The 18,049-nt window shown below is 71.7% G+C and carries 13 protein-coding genes and 1 pseudogene; 7 read left to right on the forward strand and 7 right to left on the reverse strand.

The genetic code is table 11. The features are described from left to right. Nucleotides 1-4: 4 nt before the first annotated feature. From ABEA93_RS08975 to ABEA93_RS08995, 5 genes are read right to left on the reverse strand one after another with little or no spacing between them, the layout of a single operon-like run. On the reverse strand, nt 5-835 hold the full coding sequence (locus ABEA93_RS08975; protein ID WP_345674823.1) for a carbohydrate ABC transporter permease: 831 nt from the start codon (nt 833-835) through the stop codon (nt 5-7). Nucleotides 836-838: 3 nt separating this feature from the next. Next, nucleotides 839-1,795, reverse strand: coding sequence for a carbohydrate ABC transporter permease (locus ABEA93_RS08980; RefSeq protein WP_345674824.1), 957 nt, complete (start codon nt 1,793-1,795; stop codon nt 839-841). Further along, entirely contained in the window at nt 1,792-3,180 is a 1,389-nt protein-coding gene (locus tag ABEA93_RS08985; protein WP_345674825.1) for an ABC transporter substrate-binding protein, read from the reverse strand. Before ABEA93_RS08985 ends, ABEA93_RS08980 begins: the two co-directional genes overlap by 4 nt. 52 nt (nt 3,181-3,232) lie before the next feature. Next, nucleotides 3,233-4,213, reverse strand: coding sequence for a sugar phosphate isomerase/epimerase family protein (locus tag ABEA93_RS08990; protein WP_345674826.1), 981 nt, complete (start codon nt 4,211-4,213; stop codon nt 3,233-3,235). Continuing rightward, nucleotides 4,210-5,364, reverse strand: coding sequence for a Gfo/Idh/MocA family protein (locus ABEA93_RS08995; protein ID WP_345674827.1), 1,155 nt, complete (start codon nt 5,362-5,364; stop codon nt 4,210-4,212). Before ABEA93_RS08995 ends, ABEA93_RS08990 begins: the two co-directional genes overlap by 4 nt. A 294-nt stretch (nt 5,365-5,658) precedes the next feature. Between ABEA93_RS08995 and ABEA93_RS09000 the strand changes: the two genes are divergently transcribed. Together ABEA93_RS09000 and ABEA93_RS09005 are read left to right on the forward strand one after the other, a co-directional pair. After that, entirely contained in the window at nt 5,659-6,573 is a 915-nt protein-coding gene (locus ABEA93_RS09000) for a GntR family transcriptional regulator (protein WP_345674828.1), read from the forward strand. Between the two features lie 64 nt (nt 6,574-6,637). Continuing rightward, nucleotides 6,638-7,561, forward strand: a complete 924-nt coding sequence (locus ABEA93_RS09005; protein WP_345674829.1) for an ROK family protein — start codon at nt 6,638-6,640, stop codon at nt 7,559-7,561. Between the two features lie 138 nt (nt 7,562-7,699). Here the strand turns inward: ABEA93_RS09005 and ABEA93_RS09010 are convergent, their stop codons facing one another. Further along, complete coding sequence (locus ABEA93_RS09010) at nt 7,700-8,656, reverse strand: hypothetical protein (protein ID WP_345674830.1); 957 nt, start codon at nt 8,654-8,656, stop codon at nt 7,700-7,702. Nucleotides 8,657-8,972: 316 nt separating this feature from the next. Here ABEA93_RS09010 and ABEA93_RS09015 point away from each other — a divergent pair. From ABEA93_RS09015 to ABEA93_RS09035, 5 genes and pseudogenes are all read left to right on the forward strand, one after another. Beyond that, nucleotides 8,973-9,087, forward strand: a pseudogene (locus ABEA93_RS09015) (transposase); the annotation flags it as partial. Between the two features lie 128 nt (nt 9,088-9,215). Continuing rightward, entirely contained in the window at nt 9,216-10,130 is a 915-nt protein-coding gene (locus ABEA93_RS09020; RefSeq protein ID WP_345674831.1) for a LysR family transcriptional regulator, read from the forward strand. 244 nt (nt 10,131-10,374) lie between these two features. Then, nucleotides 10,375-11,844: an MFS transporter gene (locus tag ABEA93_RS09025; RefSeq protein WP_345674832.1), complete on the forward strand. Its 1,470-nt coding sequence runs from the start codon at nt 10,375-10,377 to the stop codon at nt 11,842-11,844. Between the two features lie 650 nt (nt 11,845-12,494). Next, complete coding sequence (locus tag ABEA93_RS09030) at nt 12,495-14,753, forward strand: MMPL family transporter (RefSeq protein ID WP_345674833.1); 2,259 nt, start codon at nt 12,495-12,497, stop codon at nt 14,751-14,753. A gap of 529 nt (nt 14,754-15,282) precedes the next feature. Beyond that, the gene (locus ABEA93_RS09035) at nt 15,283-16,899 is read left to right on the forward strand and encodes a TROVE domain-containing protein (RefSeq protein ID WP_345674834.1); all 1,617 of its coding nucleotides are present in this window, start codon (nt 15,283-15,285) and stop codon (nt 16,897-16,899) included. A gap of 211 nt (nt 16,900-17,110) precedes the next feature. On the opposite strand, the gene ABEA93_RS09040 is transcribed toward ABEA93_RS09035, so the two are convergent. Then, nucleotides 17,111-17,563: a hypothetical protein gene (locus ABEA93_RS09040; protein ID WP_345674835.1), complete on the reverse strand. Its 453-nt coding sequence runs from the start codon at nt 17,561-17,563 to the stop codon at nt 17,111-17,113. Between the last annotated feature and the right edge of the window lie 486 nt (nt 17,564-18,049).

Raw genomic sequence — 18,049 nt, forward strand, 5'->3', positions numbered from 1 at the left:
GTGCTTACTCCTTGACGGCGCCCGCGAGCATGCCGCTGATCATGCGGCGCTGGAGAGCGATGTAGCTGATGAGGATCGGCAGGGCGACCAGGACCGCGGCGGCCGCGGTGACACCCGGGTCGCTGTTCCGGCGGTTGCCCGCGAAGAAGGACAGGGACAGCGGGGCGGTCTGCACGTCGGGGTTGTCCGGCACCAGGACGAGTGCGAGCAGGAACTCGTTCCACGCGAACAGGAACAGCAGCGTGGCCAGGGTTCCGATCGCCGGGACCGCCATCGGCAGCAGGATCGAGCGCAGCACGCGGAACTTCGAGGCGCCGTCCACCGAGGCGGCTTCGCGCAGCGCGGTCGGCGTCGACACGAAGAAGGTGCGCATCCAGAACACCGCGAACGGCAGCGACAGCCCGATCTGCGGCAGGATCAGCGCCCAGTACGTGTTGGTCAGGTGCCAGTCCTTGAGCTGGTAGTACAGCGGGATGACGGTCGCCTCGTACGGCATGACCAGCCCCACCAACAGCAGCAGCAGGAACAGCCCCTTGAACGGGAACGGGAAGAACGCGAAGGCGTATCCGGCGAGCGTGGCCAGCACGATCGTGCCCACCACGACGGCGACCGCGACGATCAGGCTGGACGTGAGCGCGTGCGAGAACAGCCCGCGGTGCCACGCCTCGCTGAAGTTGTCGAAGCTGAGCGACTTGGGGATGGTGAACCCGCTGCGCTTGGTGCCCGGTTCGCTGAACGCCAGCAGCAGCACGGACACGAAGGGGTAGAGCGCGACGATCGCCGCGATGACGAGGATCGCGTGACCGATGACGGTGTGACGGCGGTTGGTGGGCACGGCTCAGTCCTCCTTTCCGCGGACGAGGCGCATGACGACGCCGGTCACCACGAGGACGACGGCGGTCAGGCACACGCTGATCGCGGCGGCGCCGCCGACCTCGCGCGTGATGAACGCGCCCTGGTAGATGAACACGCTGGGCACCGTCGTCGACGTGCCGGGGCCGCCCGCGGTGGTGTTCCAGACGAGGTCGAAGTTGCGCAGCGCGTACGTGATGGTGAGCACCAGCGCGATGGCGATCTCGCCGCGCAGGGCGGGCAGCGTCACCGCGAAGAACTCGCGGATCGGGCCGGCGCCGTCGAGGCGGGCCGCCTCGTACCGCTCGGTGGGGATCTTCTGCACGCCGGCCAGGAACAGGACCATGCACAGGCCGTACATGACCCACGTGCCGACCACGGCCACGGCGGGCAGCGCCGTGTCGTAGTCGCCGAGCCAGGCCCGGGTGAGGCCGCCGAGGCCGACCGCGCGCAGCGCCGCGTTGAGCGGGCCGTCGATGTCGTAGATCCAGCGCCACGACACGGCGACGACGACGGTGGCGAGGATCTGCGGCAGGAACAGCACCGCGCGGAAGAACGTCAGGCCGCGCACCTTGATGCGGGACATCAGCCCCGCGAGCACCAGTCCGAGCGCGACGGGCAGGAACGCGTACGCGACGACGAACACGAGCGAGTGCGCCAGCGCGGACGGGATACGTCCGTCGTGGAACAGGTCGCGGTAGTTGTCGAGCCCCGCCCAGCGGCCCTCGGTGAGGCCGTCCCAGCGGAACAGCGAGATCCACGCGGTCTGGCCGAGCGGCCCCAGCACGAACAGCACGTAGAACACGGCGCCGGGCAGCAGGTAGAGGTAGGCGGGCCAGTACTGCCGCGAGGCCCACGCGGCGACCGCGCCCTTGCGGGGCCGGGCCGGCACCTCCGCCTCCGGGCTGGAGGCGCCGGTGCGGGCCTCGGTGACCGCGGTCATGATCCGGCCCCGGCGGCGGCGTCCTCGCGCTGCTTCTGCTGGAACGCCTTCCAGTCGTCCTGGAGCCCGTTGGCGAAGCCTTCCGGGCTGGTGCGCCGGTCCAGCAGGTCCTGGGTCTTCGCGCCGACCGTGTCGTACATCGTGGTCGACGCCCAGTCCAGGTAGAAGTTCTGGCCGTCGTCCGCGAGCAGTTTGGTGCCGATGCCGTTGACCTGCTCGACGACCGGGCTGGCCGCCTTGACGGTGCCGTGTCCGGTGACCGGGGTGCGGCCGACGTCGGTGAGGTTCTGCGCGAACTCGTCGCTCATCAGCATGTCGAGGAACGCGACCGAGGCGGTCAGGTTCTTCGTCTTGGTGCCGATGTGCCAGCCCAGGCCCATCGAGCCGACCGTGGCGCGGGTGCCGTCCGGGCGGGTGGGCAGGGTGAAGCCGACGCGGCCGTTCATGCTCTCCTGCAGGCTCGGCGCGTTCCAGGACCCGGCGACGTAGAAGACGCCTTGGCCCTGGGCGAACTTGGCGGCCGCGTCGTCGGCGCTGATGCCGTTGTAGCCGGGTCCGAAGTAACCGCGCCCCGCCCAGTCCTGCACGGTCCGGGCGGCGTCGACGGTGCCGGCGTCGGTGATCGCCGAGCCGGGCACCCCGGCCAGCCAGCTGCGGATGTCGCGGCTGGGGGTGTTCTGCGCCTGGACGAGGCCGATGACCTGGCTCGCCGGGTACTTCTCGGCGTTGCCGAGCATGAGGGGCTGTTCGCCGGCCGCCTTGGCCTTGTCCAGCGCGGCGGTGAACTCCGCGTAGGTCTTGGGCGGCTCGATGCCGAGCTTGGCGAGCTTGTCGGTGTTGTAGAAGACGCCGACGTACTCGGTGACCGGGGATATGCCGTACAGGCTGCCCGCGCCGAAGATCGTGCCGCCGGCCGACCAGCGCCACTGCTTGAGCGTGCCGTCGGTCAGGAAGTTCTCCCACCCGTACGTGCGCAGCACGTCGTCGAGCGGCCGGATCAGCCCGGCTTTGACGAGCGGGCCGTCGGTGCCGTAGCCCTGGTTGCCCTGCGCGAGGTCGGGGGCGTCGTCGCCGGACAGGGTGTTGACGACCGTCTTCATCAGGTCGTCGAAGCCCTTGGTGGTGACCTTGACCTTCACGTTCGGGTACTTCTTCTCGTACAGCGGCACGAGGGCGTTGAGGGTGTCCTCCTCGCCGGCGTCGGCCAGCACGCGGAGGGTGGTGTCGCCGAGCTTGGCGACGTCCTCGGGGGTGACCCGCTCGGTGATGCGCGGGCCGTCGAACCCGGAGGACGCGGTGGTCCCGGCGCCGGGGACGCCGCAGCCGGCCACCAGCAGGCCGGCCAGGGCGACCCCCGCGGCCCCGGTCAAGCGCAGCTTCTTCATGGTCGTTGCTCCGTTCGGAGACTGTTCCGGAGGCGGGCTCCGGGAGGGAGGGTCAGGCGTGGGCGGCGACCTTGTCCGCCAGCCAGGCGAGGTTCGCGGCCTGCTCGGCGGCGACCGCGGGGTATTCGTCGGCGGGTGTCGGGGCGCGGTCCTGTTCGACCAGCAGCCAGCCCCGGTACCCGCCGCGCAGAAGGTCGGCGAGGAACGCGTCGATGTCGACGTCGCCGCGGCCGAACGGCACGCACACGTCCGCCCACCACTCGTCGAAGTCGGTGCGTCCGGCGGCCTTCGCGCGGGTCAGGACGCCGGTGTCGACGTCCTTGACGTGCACGTGGTTGATGCGGTCGCGCCACTTGTCCAGGCACGCGACGGGGTCGCCGCCGGCGAGCTGGAGGTGGGCGATGTCGAGGGTGATCCCGACTTCGGTGAGTTCGAGGAGGCGGTCGACCTCCCACGGGGACTCGATGAAGGTGCTGATGTGCGGGTGGAACGACGGGCGCAGCCCGTAGCGGCGCGCCAACTCCACGGCCTTGGCCGAGAGTTCGGCGAGCCGGTCCCACCCGGCCGGGTCGAGCGCGAGGGAGCGGTCGTCCCACGGCCGGGCCGGGTTGTGCAGCAGTGCCTCGCTGCCCTCGTCGGCGAGGATGGCCAGCGGCTCCTCGCCGGACTTCTCGGCGCACGCGGCGAGTTCGCGGCAGGTCTGCTCCATGCGCGCCATGTCGTACGCCACGACGTCGTCGCCGAGGGCGTAATGCACGGGGATGTAGGCGCCGACCGGGGCCAGGCCGTACGTGGCGAACAGCGCGGCGGTCTCGTCGGGGGTGCCGAAGAATCCGGGCGGGCCCAGTTCGCTGCCTTCGTAGCCGGCTTCGGCCATCGACTTCAGGAGCGCCTCGGGCGAGGTGCCGTCGCCGCCCGCGGCTTCGCCGTAGACGCCGTAGCTGACGGGGGCGTTGCCGAGGCGGATGCCCTCGGGGAGGTTCGCGGGCCGGTTGGCGCGCGCGTCGACCACGGGCTTCGGGTCGGGGCTCATGCGGCACCTCCGGCTTCGCCGCCGACGGTCACGCCCGCGCGGGCCGCGACGGCGGCGAGCAGGGCCTGCAGGCAGCGGATGTCCTCGGCGGCGCCGGCCGCGCCGGAACGCACCGGGGCGCCGTCGCGTACCGCGTACGCGAATTCCTCGAGCTGGCGGACGAAACCGGTGTCGTAGCCGGTGCGCACCACGCTGTCGCGGCGCACGCCGTCCGCGGCCCGCTCGACGCGCAGCGAGCTGCGCACGTCGGTCAGGTACGGCGCGGCCATGTCCAGGTGCAGCCGCCCGTCGCGGGCGAGGACGGCGATCTCCTCGCCGTAGTCCGGGTGGTCGGGCAGCCAGTTCCAGTTCAGCACCAGGCGCGCCCCGCCGTCCGCGCCGAGCGGGGCCGTCGCCAGCAGGCACGGCGGCTCGCCGTCGACCGGCCACGGCCATAGCTCGGCGGTCTCGAAGGTGTCCGGAAGCGTGAAGCCGAGGGCGCGGAGCACGGACAGCTCGTGGATGACCGAGCCGTTGAGCACGTCGCGGTAGTAGCGGGCCAGCTCGGCGGGGACGTCGCCGAGGGCTTCGGCGGTGCGCTCCGCTTCGTAGGCCATGGCCGCCTCGACGACGGACATGTCGGCGTCGTCGGCGGGCGGCGCCATGCGCAGGTGCTCGACCTGCGGCTCGTCCGCCGGGTGCAGCACGGTGACGCGGACGGTACGCGGGGTGTCCAGCGCGGCCAGCTCGGCGGCGGCCACCTCGGTGAGCGGGTCGTACATCTTCATGTAGCCGACCTGCAGCACGAGGCCCTTGGACTCGGCGAGCGCGCCCAGCTCGGCGGCCTCGGCGGTGGTCAGGCACAGCGGCTTCTCGGCCAGGACGTGCTTGCCGGCCTCCAGGGCGGCGCGGGCGTCGCGGGCGTGCGTGCCGGGGGTGGCCAGCAGGACGGCGTCGACGTCGGGCGCGGCGAGGATCTCGGCGTAGTCGCTGGTGCCGCGGACCCCCACGCCGTTGCGCGCGGCGACGGCGGCGGCGCGCGACGGGGACAGGTCGCAGACGGCGGCGAGCTCGAACAGCGCCGCGAGACGGTGCACGGCCGGCAGGTGGACCGACTGCGAGATCGTCCCGGCGCCGACGACGGCGAGACGGACGGGCTGACGTACCGGCATAGAGGCTTCCTCGGCTCCTGCGTTACGGGACGACCCGGGCGGTCCGGCCGCGGCGGGTGTCGTTGCTGTGGCGGCACCGCGCGGGATGCCGCGGACGCCGGGAAGCGGGCCTCTTCCGGAGGACGGTCCACCGGGGCCGCGCCGCGGGTGCGGGCGGCGGGGGGATTTCCGGAATCAGATGTTCCGCTTCCTGGCGCCTCGGTGATCCTGCACCACCTCAGACCAGTTAGTCCAGAGATTGGACCACATTCGCATCTGGTCTGACGATTGGTCAGCCTGGTACAGTCCCCGCTCATGACCACCAACGAGGCGCTCGGCCGGCGCATGGGGGACTCGGAAGGCGACCGGAACTCCCCGCCGGGGCACGGCGATAGCCGCGCGCCCGGGGCAGCGGTGCCGGCACCCGCGATACCCGCCGACGCGGCGTCGGGCGGACCCGTTCCGGGCGGCCCGGCGGCCGAGGCCGCCGGGCCGCAGACCGGACCACCGCCCCTGGCTTCGGCCGGCCCGGCTGTGCAGCTCGCCCACCAGCAGCTTTCCCGACTGCTGGACCAGCGCGTCTGGATGCCCGGCAGCCAGCTGCCCGGCGAGCGGGCGCTGGCCAAGCGGGTCGGGGTCAGCCGCAGCAGCCTGCGCCTCGCCCTCGCGATCCTGGAGACCGAGGGCCGCGTCCACGCGTCGGCCCAGCGCGGCTGGTTCGTCCGCGCCGACATGGTCAGCGAACCTCCCAGCGTGCTCAAGAGCTTCAGCGAGGTCGCCCGGGCCCGCGGCCTGACCGCCAGCGCGCAGGTACTGTCCTGCGAACTGCGGTCGGCGACCTACGAGGAAGCCCAGCGGCTGCGCGCGGCACCCGCCTCCCCGGTCGTGGAGATCGTGCGCGTTCGCGGGCTCGAAAACGTGCCGGTGTGCGTCGACACCACGGTGCTGGCGCGCGCACAAGACACCGTCGCCTCATCTGATTTGACCGATATATCCCTTTTCTCCCTTCTTGAGGACAGCGGCGTACACGTCATGCGCAGCGCCTACACCGCCCACGCCGAGGCCGCCGACCACCGCATAGCCGACCTGCTGGGCATCCCCCTCGGCAGCCCGGTCCTGGTCTGCGACGAGATCACGCACGACCAGACCGACACCCCGGTACTCCTCGGCCGCGCGGTCTACCGCGGCGACGCGTACCGCTTCGAGGCGACGCTGCTGCGCGGCGCCTGACCCCCGCCCGATCCGCCTGCCTGCCGGACCGCGGGGTCCGGACCCACCCGCCCGGAGAGCCACCATGCACAGCACGACCGTCACCGCGGGCATAGACGTCGGCGGCACCAAGATCGCCGCCGGGCTGGTCGCCGCCGACGGCACGATCGTCCTGCGCCGCGAAAGCCCCACCGCGACCGCGGGCCGCCTCCGCGACCCCGGCCTCGCCGGCACCACCGCCGCGATCGCCTACCTGCTCGCCGAGGCCGCCGCCCGCGGCCTCGACGTCGCCGGCCTCGGCGTCGGCCTGCCCGAGTACGTCGCCGCCGACGGCCTGGTGACCAGCCGCGAAGTCCTCGCCTGGGACGACCAGCCCCTCGACACCCTGGACACCGCGCTCAAGGCCGCCGGCCTCGAGGACATCCCCCGCGCCGTCGGCTCGGACGTCCGCTGCGGCGCACTCGGCGAAGCCGCGCACGGCGCCGGCCGCGACCTCGGCGACTTCCTGTACGTCTCCCTCGGCACCGGCCTGTCGTCGGCCTTCGTCGTCGACCGCACGGTCTGGCCCGGCGCCCGCGGCGAAGCCATCGCCCTCGGCGAGTTCGAAGTCCCCGCCTCGGTCGCCCCCGACTTCGCCGGCAACCTCGAACAGTTCGCCTCCGGCCGCGGCATCGGCGACCGCTACACCGCCCTGGGCCGCACTCCCACCCCCGGCGCCCGCGAAGTCACCGCCCTCGCCGCCGACGGCGACCCCGACGCCGCGGCCGTCCTCGACACCGCGGGCCGCGCCCTCGGCACCGTCCTCGCCGCCGCGGTCCGCCTCCTCGACCCCAGTGCGGTCGTCCTCGGCGGCGGCCTCGGCACCACCGACGGCCCGGTCTCCACGGCCCTCACCCGCACCTACACGGCGCTCACCGCCGCCCGCCCGGGGCCGCCGCCGCTCCGCCGCGCCGAACTCGGGCCGGACGCGGGGTTGATCGGCGCGGCGTTGCTGCCTGTCCGGCGCTGACCGCTCAGCCCGACCGGTCCGAAGAGCGTCATCGGCTCCTTCGCGTTGCAGAGCCGGCCGGCGATGGTGGACCGGGCCCGGCGGCTGGTGATGTTCCCCCGAACGTCGGTCGTGCGTTTATGGGGAGCTGCCGTACCTTCAGCGTTCGCCGAGGCCATGGGACATTTTGCGCGCAATCCCCTTGACCTGCCGGATAGATGGGCCGGCAGAGGGACCGAGCGGGCGGTGATTGGTGTCGGCCGCGGCACGGGGAAGGGCCGCTTTGATCTCCAGCTTCCGGACGGGCGCCAGGCCTTGGGGCGGGGCGAACGCGGACGGCATGGCGGGCTCGTGTCGGAGTGTCCGGACGGCGAGGGTCGGTCGGGGTGCTGCCAGGGGGGTGGGCCGTAGCGCGTCGGGAGTGAGTTGTGATCCGTTGGCGAAGAGCTGTTCGCCGGTGACGATGCCGCTGAACCGGTGCGGTTCGGCGGGGTTCCAGATCGTGTCGGTGACGAGCACTGCTCCCAGCTCCCGCTTTCCGCTCAGCGGATAGCTGCCGTAGTGGTCGGAGATCTCCTGCCGGACATGTTCGTCGGAGGAGTGTCCGGCCCGTGCGCGAATGACTCCGATGAGGATGTCGTTGTAGATCAGCGGGTCGTCGGCGAAGACCGACGCCCGTTGGGCGGTGTGCACGTACTCGTGGCCGGCCGCCACGTCGAACCCCACCAGATGGGGGAGCCGGAAGGGTGCGGTTCCCTCACTCACCATGCGGTGCCGCGCTCCCAACTGCTGTTCGCGGACCTGTGCCCCCATCCGGCTCAGGTTGAAGAAGACGTGTCCGTCAGGTGTGGTGGTGGCGGTCCGGTTCGGATTGCGCGACAACCGGGGGTGCTCGCTGAAGTCGCATGCGGTCACGGACTGGATGTTGGAGCGCCGAAAGTACTGCGCGACGCGGAGCATGCCCGAGGTGATGTCTTGCGCGGACTCTGCGCCCAGACGCTCACCCGCGAAGTCCACGGCGACCTCGCGTCCCAGGATCGATCGGAAACCTTCACGCAGGGCCTTCTCCTGCACGACCACCCTGGCGGCGGTGACCCGGGGGTTGCGATCGTTCATCGAGCCTCTTCAAGGAGTTTGGGCCAATCGTGGTTCCGGCCATTCCCGCATTCCCAGGGCTGATGGTTACGGCACGCCCGAAAGTCGAGCAATCCCCGTGCGGGGCCGACGCACCCAAGCAGCCGACCAGCTCGCGATTGTGCGAGCAATCCCCGCACACACGGGGCCGACACTTCGCGATCTGGGAGTTCACAGCAACACGTGAGGATCTCATCCACTCGCACTTGGCACGACGAAGCAAGACCGCGAGACAAGTTCGGATAGTCCCCGAACGCACCTGAGCCGTAGCGACACGAAAAGAGGTTGGATTTGCCCGGAGAAGCACCCGCGGCGCGAGATCGTGAACGCGATTCGGTTCGTCATCGACACGGGATGCAAATGGAGGGCCCTGCCCCCAAGACTTCCCACCCTGGCGCACCTGCTACCGCTTCACCGGGCACCCGCCGACGATCCGCGCCGCCTGCCGGTCTCGATGCGTCGCCACGGTGACCCGGCACCGGCGCAGCGGCCTTCCTTTCCGCCCCGGGTAGATTGCGCCGGACAGAGCGGAGAGGACCCCATGGACATCCGCAGGCTGGAGTGTTTCCTCGCCGTCGCCGACCACCTGCACTTCGGCCGGGCGGCGGACGCGCTGTCGCTCGCCCAGTCCACGGTCAGCCAGGCCGTGCGCGGGCTGGAGCGCGACCTGGGGGCGCCGTTGTTCGAGCGCCACACCCGGCGCGTCCGGCTCACCGTGGTCGGGCAGGCGTTCCTGCCCGAGGCCCGTGCGGCGTACGACGCCCTGGCCGCGGCCTACGAGCGGGCCCAGGCCCTCGCGCGCGAACAGACCGAGGAACTCGTCGTCGGCTGTCCCCCCGAGCTCGGGCAGATGCTGGTCTCCCGCGCCGTCCCCGCGCTGCGCCGGCTTTCGCCGACCGCGGTTCCGACGTTCCGACAACTGCCCACACTGCGCCAGATGGAGCTTCTGCGGGACCGCCGCCTGCACGCGGCGCTGTGCTGGACCCCGGAACTCGACGACACGTTCGCGTCCACCGTCGTCCAGCACGGACGGCTGGTGGCGGTCCTGCCGGACCGGCACCCGCTCGGCCGGGAAGCCGAGGTCCCGCTCGGCGCGATCGCCGACGAACCCCTGATCGGCTGGCCTCGGGAGATCAACCCCAAGCTGTACGACCGCTTCGCCGAGGCGCTGCGCCGGACCGGCAGGCCCTTGGCCCCGGCCGGCACCGTGGTCGGCGGGGACAACGTCGCCGCGCGGGTCCTGGCCGGCTTCGGCGTCGGCATCGTGTTCGAGCACCAGGCGCGCCGGGAGCCGGTTCCCGGCGTCCGGTACGTGCCGATCGCCGAGGCCGTACCGGGCCTGGACCGGCACCTGGTGTGGCGCGTGGACGAACGCCATCCGGCGCTGCCGGGCTTCGTCCGCGTGGTCACCGCGCTGTTCGCGGAGACGGACGGCCTCCGGCCCGTTGGTGCGTGACCTTCACCACGCCCGCCCCCCGATTGATCGTCCCCACCGATCGATCACGCCGATCGATCACACCGACCGGTCGTGCCGGAAGCCGCGGCAAGACAGCCCGACTCATCGGCGCGGCCGATATATGCGCAGGTCAGAGCCCGCGCGACAGGACATGGCGCGGTTGATGCGGCGCCCCTGGGCCGGTAGGACTGCCGGGACACCACCGAATCCTGACGCACCGTCAGGCGGCGCCCGGAGGCGACTGATGCACGAACCCGTCGGCCGGCCCCGGGCCCTCGTCCCCGTTCTGGTGGCGTGCGCCGTCGTCGTCTCGGTCATGCAGACCCTCGTCGTCCCGTTGCTCCACGACCTCCCCCACTTGCTCCACGCAGCCCCCGCGGACACGTCCTGGGTGATCACGGTCACCCTCCTGACGGGCGCACTGGCCAATCCCATCGCCGGACGTCTGGGCGACATGTACGGCCACCGCCGACTCCTGCTGGCGTCCCTCCTCCTGCTCTCCTGCGGATCGGTCGTCTGCGCCCTCGCCGACTCGCTCGCGCCGATGATCGCCGGACGCGCCCTGCAAGGCGCGGCCTTCGGCGTGGTGTCGCTGTCCATCGGCATCGCCCGTGAGGAGCTTCCCGCCGCGGCGCTCGGTTCCGCGGTCGGCATGATCAGCGCGGCCAGCGGCGCGGGCTATGCCTTCGGGCTTCCGGTCGCGGCATTCGTCGTCCAGACCGCGAACCACCACGTGATGTTCTGGGTCACCGCCGGACTCGGGCTCCTGTGCGCCGCGGCCGTCACCCGCGTCGTCCCGGCCCGGCCGGGCCGCCGCAACGGCAGCTTCGACGGACTGGGCGCGGCGGGACTGTGCGCGGGACTCGGGTCGCTCCTGCTGGTGGTGAGCAAAGGCCGCGACTGGGGATGGACCAGCCCCACGGTGGCGGGCCTGGGCACCGGGGGCGTGCTGGTGCTGGGGCTGTGGGCGGCCTGGGAGCTGCGGACCCACGAACCCTTGGTGGACCTGCGGCGGGCGTCCGGACGGCGCCTCCTGACGATCAACGCGGCCACGCTGGTGGTCGGCTTCGGCATGTACGTCCAGAGCCTGGTGTGGCCGCAGATCCTGCAGATGCCGGAGGCCACCGGCTACGGGATGGGCCTTTCCCTGGCCGTCTCCGGCCTCGTCCTCATGCCGGCCGGAGTGGCCACGATGACCGCCGCGTCCTTGTCGAGCAGCCTGTCCCGCGCGCACGGCCCCCGGACTTCGCTCGTCGCGGGCGCGGGCCTGCTCTGCGTCGCCTACGCCGCCGCCCCCTGGCTGCTCGGCCGACCGTGGCACGTCCTGACGGCCACCTGCGTGATCTCCTTCGCCATCGGCCTGGCCGTCGCCGCCATGCCCGCGCTCGTCATCGGCGCGGTACCGGCCGAGGACACCGCCGCCGCGACCGGCCTCAACAGCCTCATGCGCTCCACCGGCACCGCCATCGGCGCCGCCATCACCGGCGCGGTCCTGGCGAACGGCACCCGCGACTTCCCGGGCGGTCCCAGCGCGCCGACGCAATCCGCGTTCGTCACCGTGCTGTCCATCGGCCTGGCGGGCTGCGTCGCGGGCCTGGTCCTGGCCCTGGTGATCCCGCGGAACGACCGCCACCGCACCCCGGCCAAGGCCGAACCCCGTCCCGATGGCGCGCCTTCCGGGGAGCACACACCGCTCGCCGATCAGGCGCCCTGACGCGGGCGCCCTTCCGCGACGAAACGTGCCGGTGATGAGCAGTTCGCGGGCCCGGATGCCCGTGGCGTGGAAGTCGCGACTGCCCGGTCGGCTCGCGGCGTACACGCCCGGCACCGCGGGCAGGGTACGGCCCGAAGGGCCTACGCCCGTGGGAGTAGTGCCTTTCGGAACCTCGGGACGAGCCGCGGGCGGGAATCCGCCGGAATACTTGTCAGAGTTCGACACCCGACGAATCCCGCGGGTCGCCGCTCGGCCGACCGCGGATTCGCCCACCCTGGAGATTTCCCGCATGCACGACCCGCACCGCCGGTCCGACGACGACACCGCGCAGCCCTTCCGCCGGGCCACCGCGCGCGTCCGGACCCGCGGCAGACGCGGCAACGCCTGACCCGTCGATGACGGCCCGACCCGGGCCGTAGGCCGCGTCCGCCGAACGCGCTGCCGTTCCCGCGCCCCTCGACTCCCTTCCTTCTTCTCTTTCCTTCCTTCACTTCCGCTCCGTCGACACCGACGTACCGCGTGCCTCCGCCGCGGTACCCGTCGGCATTCCCGCGGTCCGTCCGGTGCGCGGCACTGCCGTGCCACGGAGCGCTCCCCCTTGCCTGCCTTCGCCCAGGGCTTTCGCCTTCGACCACCCGGAGACACGTTCCATGGCCACTTTCCTGTACCGCATCGGACGCGCGGCGTTCCGCCGAAGGCGGCTGGTCCTCCTGCTCTGGGTGGCCGTGCTGGTCGCCGTCGGCGTAGGTGCCGCGTCCGCGTCCAAGCCCGCCGCGAAACCGTTCTCGATACCCGGGATCGAAGCGCAGAAGGCGATCGACCTGCTGGACGAGCGCAGCCCCGACGCGGCCGGCGGCGGTGCCACCGCCCGGATCGTGTTCCGCGCCCCCGACGGGCAGCGCATCGACGCGCCGCAGAACCGGGCCGGTGTGGACAAGACGATGGGCGCCCTGCGCGGCACCCCTGAGGTCGCCGGGATGTCCGACCCGTTCTCCGCGGCGACGGTGAGCCAGAACGGCTCCACCGCCTACGCCACCGTGGACTACACGGTCGGCTCGGACCTGCTCAAGGACTCGACGCGCGACGTGCTCGAAGGCGCCGTGCAGCAGGGCAAGGCCGCCGGTCTGACCGTCGAGGTCGGCGGAGACGCGCTGCACGCCGAGTCGAGCGTCGGCAACGGCGAGATCATCGGTGTGGCGATTGCCGCCGTCGTCCTCGCGATCACGTTCGGCGCGATGATCGCCGCGGGCCTCCCGCTGCTGACCGCCATCCTCGGCGTCGGCGTCGGCATCGCGGGGATCACGGCGCTGGCCGGCGTGTTCGACCTGTCGGAGAGCACCTCGACGCTGGCGATGATGATCGGCCTCGCGGTCGGCATCGACTACGCGCTGTTCATCGTCTCCCGGTACCGCAGCGAGCTGCGGCTGGGCCGGGAACCGGAGGAAGCCGCCGGGCGGGCGGTCGGCACCGCCGGGTCCGCGGTGGTCTTCGCCGGGCTGACGGTGGTCATCGCGCTGTCCGGCCTGGCCGTCGTGAACATCCCCATGCTCACCGAGATGGGCCTGGCCGCCGCGTCGACCGTCGTGATCGCGGTCCTGGTCGCGCTGACGTTCGTCCCGGCGCTGCTCGGCTTCGCGGGCAAGCGGATCTTCGGACGCAAGGACCGCAAGCGTGCCGCCCGGCACGCCGAGGCCGGAACGCGGCCGGCCGCCGACAAGCCGAACATGGGCTCGCGCTGGGCGCGCTTCGTGCTCCGCCACCCGGTGGCGGTGCTCCTGACGACCGTCGTCGGCCTCGGCGCGATCGCGGTGCCCGCGGCGAGCATGAACCTGGGCCTGCCGGACGACGGCGCGAAGCCGGCGAGTACGACGCAGCGGCAGGCGTACGACATCCTCGCGGAGAACTTCGGCCCCGGCTTCAACGGGCCGCTGCTGCTGGTCGTCGACACCGCCAAGAGCAGTGACCCGGACGCCGCGGTGCAGGCGGTCCGCCACGAGGTCGAGACCCTGAAGGGCCGCGGCGTCGCGTCCGTCGGCGAGGCCGCGCAGAACCGTGCGGGCCACCTCGCCACCTTCCAGGTGACCCCCTCCACCGGACCGAGCGACACCAAGACCGAGACGCTGGTCCACGACATCCGCAGCGTGGTCGAGCGGGCCGATTCGGACACCGGTGCACGCACTCTCGTCGGCGGCACCCCTGCGCTGAACATCGACTTCTCGCAGAAACTCAACGACGCGCTGCTGCCCTACCTGGCCTTGGTGGTCGGGCTCGCGTTCCTGCTGCTGATCGCGGTGTTCCGGTCGATCCTGGTACCGCTCAAGGCGGCCCTCGGCTTCCTGCTGTCGGTCACCGCGGCACTCGGCGCGGTGGTCATGGTCTTCCAGTGGGGCTGGCTGAACGGACTCTTCGGCGTCGAACAGACCGGCCCGATCATGAGCATGATGCCGATCTTCCTGGTCGGCGTGGTGTTCGGCCTGGCGATGGACTACGAGGTGTTCCTGGTCACCGGCATGCGCGAGGCGTTCGTCCACGGGGCGAAACCGCGCGAGGCCGTGGTCGACGGCTTCCGGCACGGCGCCCGCGTCGTCACCGCCGCGGCGATCATCATGATCGCGGTCTTCTCCGGCTTCATCGGGGCGACCGATTCGATGATCAAGATGATCGGATTCGGCCTCGCCGCAGCGGTCTTCCTCGACGCGTTCGTCGTCCGCATGGCACTCGTCCCGGCCGTGCTCGCACTCCTGGGCAAGTCCGCGTGGTGGCTGCCCAAGTGGCTGGACCGCATCCTGCCGAACGTCGACGTCGAGGGCGACAGCCTGCGCAAGCACATCGACGCCCGCAACGCCGCCGCGGCACCGAACCCGCCGTCCGGCGACGACGACCGCTACCGCGAACCCGCGGGGGTCTGACCCCGGTCACCCCGCAACCCTGGGCATCCGCAGCCCGGCGACGGTCCTTCGGGACCCGCCGGGCTGCGGCGTCATCGGTTCCCCCCACCCACAGCACGCACGCAAATTCGTTGTGATCCCGAATGCTTCGCGGGTTACAGTCGAGCCCGGTCCAACGGCCGCAGTCGGCTGCGGACCTCACAACTGGATACGCACCTCCCGGTGCGAAGGCCGCGGTTCCTTCCTACGGAACCAAGGGTTGAGGGTTCGAGTCCCTTCGGCACCAGCGACGCTGGGGCTGTAGCTCAATCGGTAGAGCATTGGTCACGAACACCGCAGCCGACCTTGATCTCGGGAGGAACAGCGTCGGGGGCGCCCGGTGCGCAGGCCGGGAGTTCTTCCACTGTTAATGGGGAGGTTGCGGGTTCGAGTCCCGTCCGGGTCCCAGGGATCCGGTAGCTCAATCGGCAGAGCACCACTGATCGCCCAGCCGTCTTGACCTCGGGCGCCCCTTCGCTGATCTTCCCCCGGAACCCTCGGGGGCTTTTTCATGGCCAAGTTCAACACCCGTGCCGCCCGGCCGACGGCCCGCGGGCCGGTGACCACGACCGGCACCACCACGACGTACGAGGGCGGCGCCGCATACGCCCGCGAGACCAAGAGCGACCTGGTGCTGCTCGCCGTCACCAACATGGTCGGCGAGGACACCTTCTACGAGTCCGCGGGGGACCGCGACGACCGCTTCGCCACGTTGGTGCGCGCCGTTGCCGTCGACGACCCCGCCTGGACGGCCGGGTTCGTCGCCTGGCTCCGTACCGGCGCCGGCATGCGCTCCGCGTCGCTCGTGGCCGCCGCCGAGGCCGTCGACGCCCGGTTGACCGCCGGACTCCACGGCGACAACCGGCAGATCGTCGACGCCGCACTCCACCGCCCGGACGAGCCGGGCGAGTTCCTCGCCTACTGGACGGCGCGCCACGGCCGCCGCATTCCCAAGCCGGTCAAGCGCGGCCTCGCCGACGCCGTGCAGCGGCTCTACAGCGAGCGCGCTCTGCTCAAGTACGACACCGGCAGCAAGGGGTACCGGTTCGCCGACGTCATCGACCTCGTGCACCCCTCCCCCGCGGACGGCAAGCCGTGGCAGGGCGACCTGTTCCGGCACGCGCTCGACCGGCGCCACAACCGCGACACCGAACTCCCCGCCGGCCTGCGCACCATCGCCGCGAACACCGCCCTGCGCGCCGACGCGGCGGCGGACCCCAGCGTGCTCCTCGACGCGGACCGGCTCCGCGCGGCGGGCATGACGTGGGAGGACGTGCTGTCCCTCGCCGGATCGGCGCTGCCCAAGGCCCGGCTGTGGGAGTCCGTCGCACCGTCCATGGGTGTTATGGCGCTCATCCGCAACCTGCGGAACTTCGACGAGGCCGGCGTGTCCGACGAAGCGGCCGAGGCCATCGCGCGGCGCATCGGCGAACCGGCGACGATTGCCGAGTCCCGGCTGTTTCCCTACCGGTTCCTGTCCGCGTACCGAGCCGCGCCCAGCCTGCGCTGGGGCCACGCGCTCGACAAGGCCCTCGCGGCGTCGTGCGCCAATGTGCCGGCACTGCCCGGGCGCACGCTCGTCCTCGTCGACACGTCGGGCAGCATGCAGTCGTGCATCTCCGCCAAGTCGGTGGTCCGGCACGTCGACATAGCCGCGCTCTTCGCCATCGTCCTCGCGCACCGCGGCGCCGCCGTCGACCTCGTCGGCTACGCCAACGGGTACTTCCACCACCCGCTCACCCCGGGCGGATCGGTGCTCCGCGCCATCGACGCGTTCGACCGGCGCATCGGCGAGGTGGGGCACGGCACGGAAACCGTCGCCGCACTCAAGGCCACGTACGAGGGCCACGACCGCGTCGTGCTCATCAGCGACATGCAGGCGTTCCACTACCCCGGCGCGGCCGGCAGCGGGGATGGCGGGCGCGGCGTGAGCGTCTCCGAGGCGATCCCGGCGGGCGTGCCGATGTTCGGGATCAATACGAGCGGCTACGCGGCCACCGGTATCGACAGCAGCCGGCCGAACCGGTACGAGATCGGCGGCTTCAGCGACAAGCTGTTCACGATGATGGACCTGCTCGGGCGCGGGCGCGACGCCGGGTGGCCGTGGGAGTCGGCGCGCAAGGCCTGAGTGCGGGCATCTGACTGCGTCGTCGGCGACGCGAACCGCCCAGGGCTGCCGCGCCGACGCACCACGGCACAGGCCCGGTCGGACGGGCGTGTGCCGTGGCGAGCTTCACCGGGCATCGACGGGGCTCTCCCGCACGGATCACGAGCGGCCGAACTCGGCGTCGCCGCTTCGTCGTCGCCGTCGTCGTCCGAACGCCGGGCGAACGTCGCCGTCAGCCGCAGATGCGCACCGGCGGCGTCACCAGTTGCCGGTCCGTGTACCACGTGAACTGGGCGACGCCGACGATGTCGTAGCAGCCTCCGCCGATCTTCTGGACCGGCCCGTTGCAGTAGCGCCACCCCGTGCCCGGCGCTTCGGCCGGGCACGTGCTGTTGTCCGAGCCGAAGGGGATCGCCGTCAAGGTCTCCGGATTCAAGCGCAGTTCGTTCGACGCGTTGACGAAGATGGTGTACGGCACGACGTAGGAGCCCGAGTAGGTCAGGCAAGCCAGGATCGCGCTGTCCGGCGTCGGATTGAACGAACCCGAGCACACGGCGGATCCCAGGTTGGCCGCGGTGCTGCTCCATGTCTGCGGGGACGCACCTGCCGGGTTCTGGCCGACGGCCACAAGTCCGACGGCGATTCCCGCCGCGGCCAAGGCCTTGGTCATGACGCGCTTGCCCATGATCGCTGATCCCTCCGGTTGCGAAGCGGTGGCGTGCCGATCGTGTACCGCCGGGGAGCTTGGCACGCCGCCCACGGGTTTCCAACCGGTCGGCCACTGCCGACACGTGCCGGATCACAAGATTCACAAGTGGAACGGGCTTGTACCGGTGACCCCTTGGCATCGGTGTGTGACAGGAGAGGTCAGGAGAGGTGCCGCCCGGACCTGGTCTGCCCCGGATACCGTTCCGGAGCGCCGAACGCGCCGGTGTCTTCCGACAGTTCCGCTTCCCGTATCCCGACGGGCACCACGACGCGCCAGCCATGCGAGCCGCGAGTCACGGACCGCTCACCCGGGTGCCCCAGCCCAGACTCCCGTCCGCAGTCCCAGCCGCGTTCGCTACGAGTCCACTACAGCCCTCCCCCCTACGAGTGAAACCCCCGCCCCACCCAACCCTTTCGAGGGAATCCGGCCGCGGGCGGATCGCCCGGACTGCCTAAGCTCGCC

Origin of the sequence: Yinghuangia aomiensis (genome assembly GCF_039542225.1) — a bacterium.
GTDB lineage: Bacteria > Actinomycetota > Actinomycetes > Streptomycetales > Streptomycetaceae > Yinghuangia > Yinghuangia aomiensis.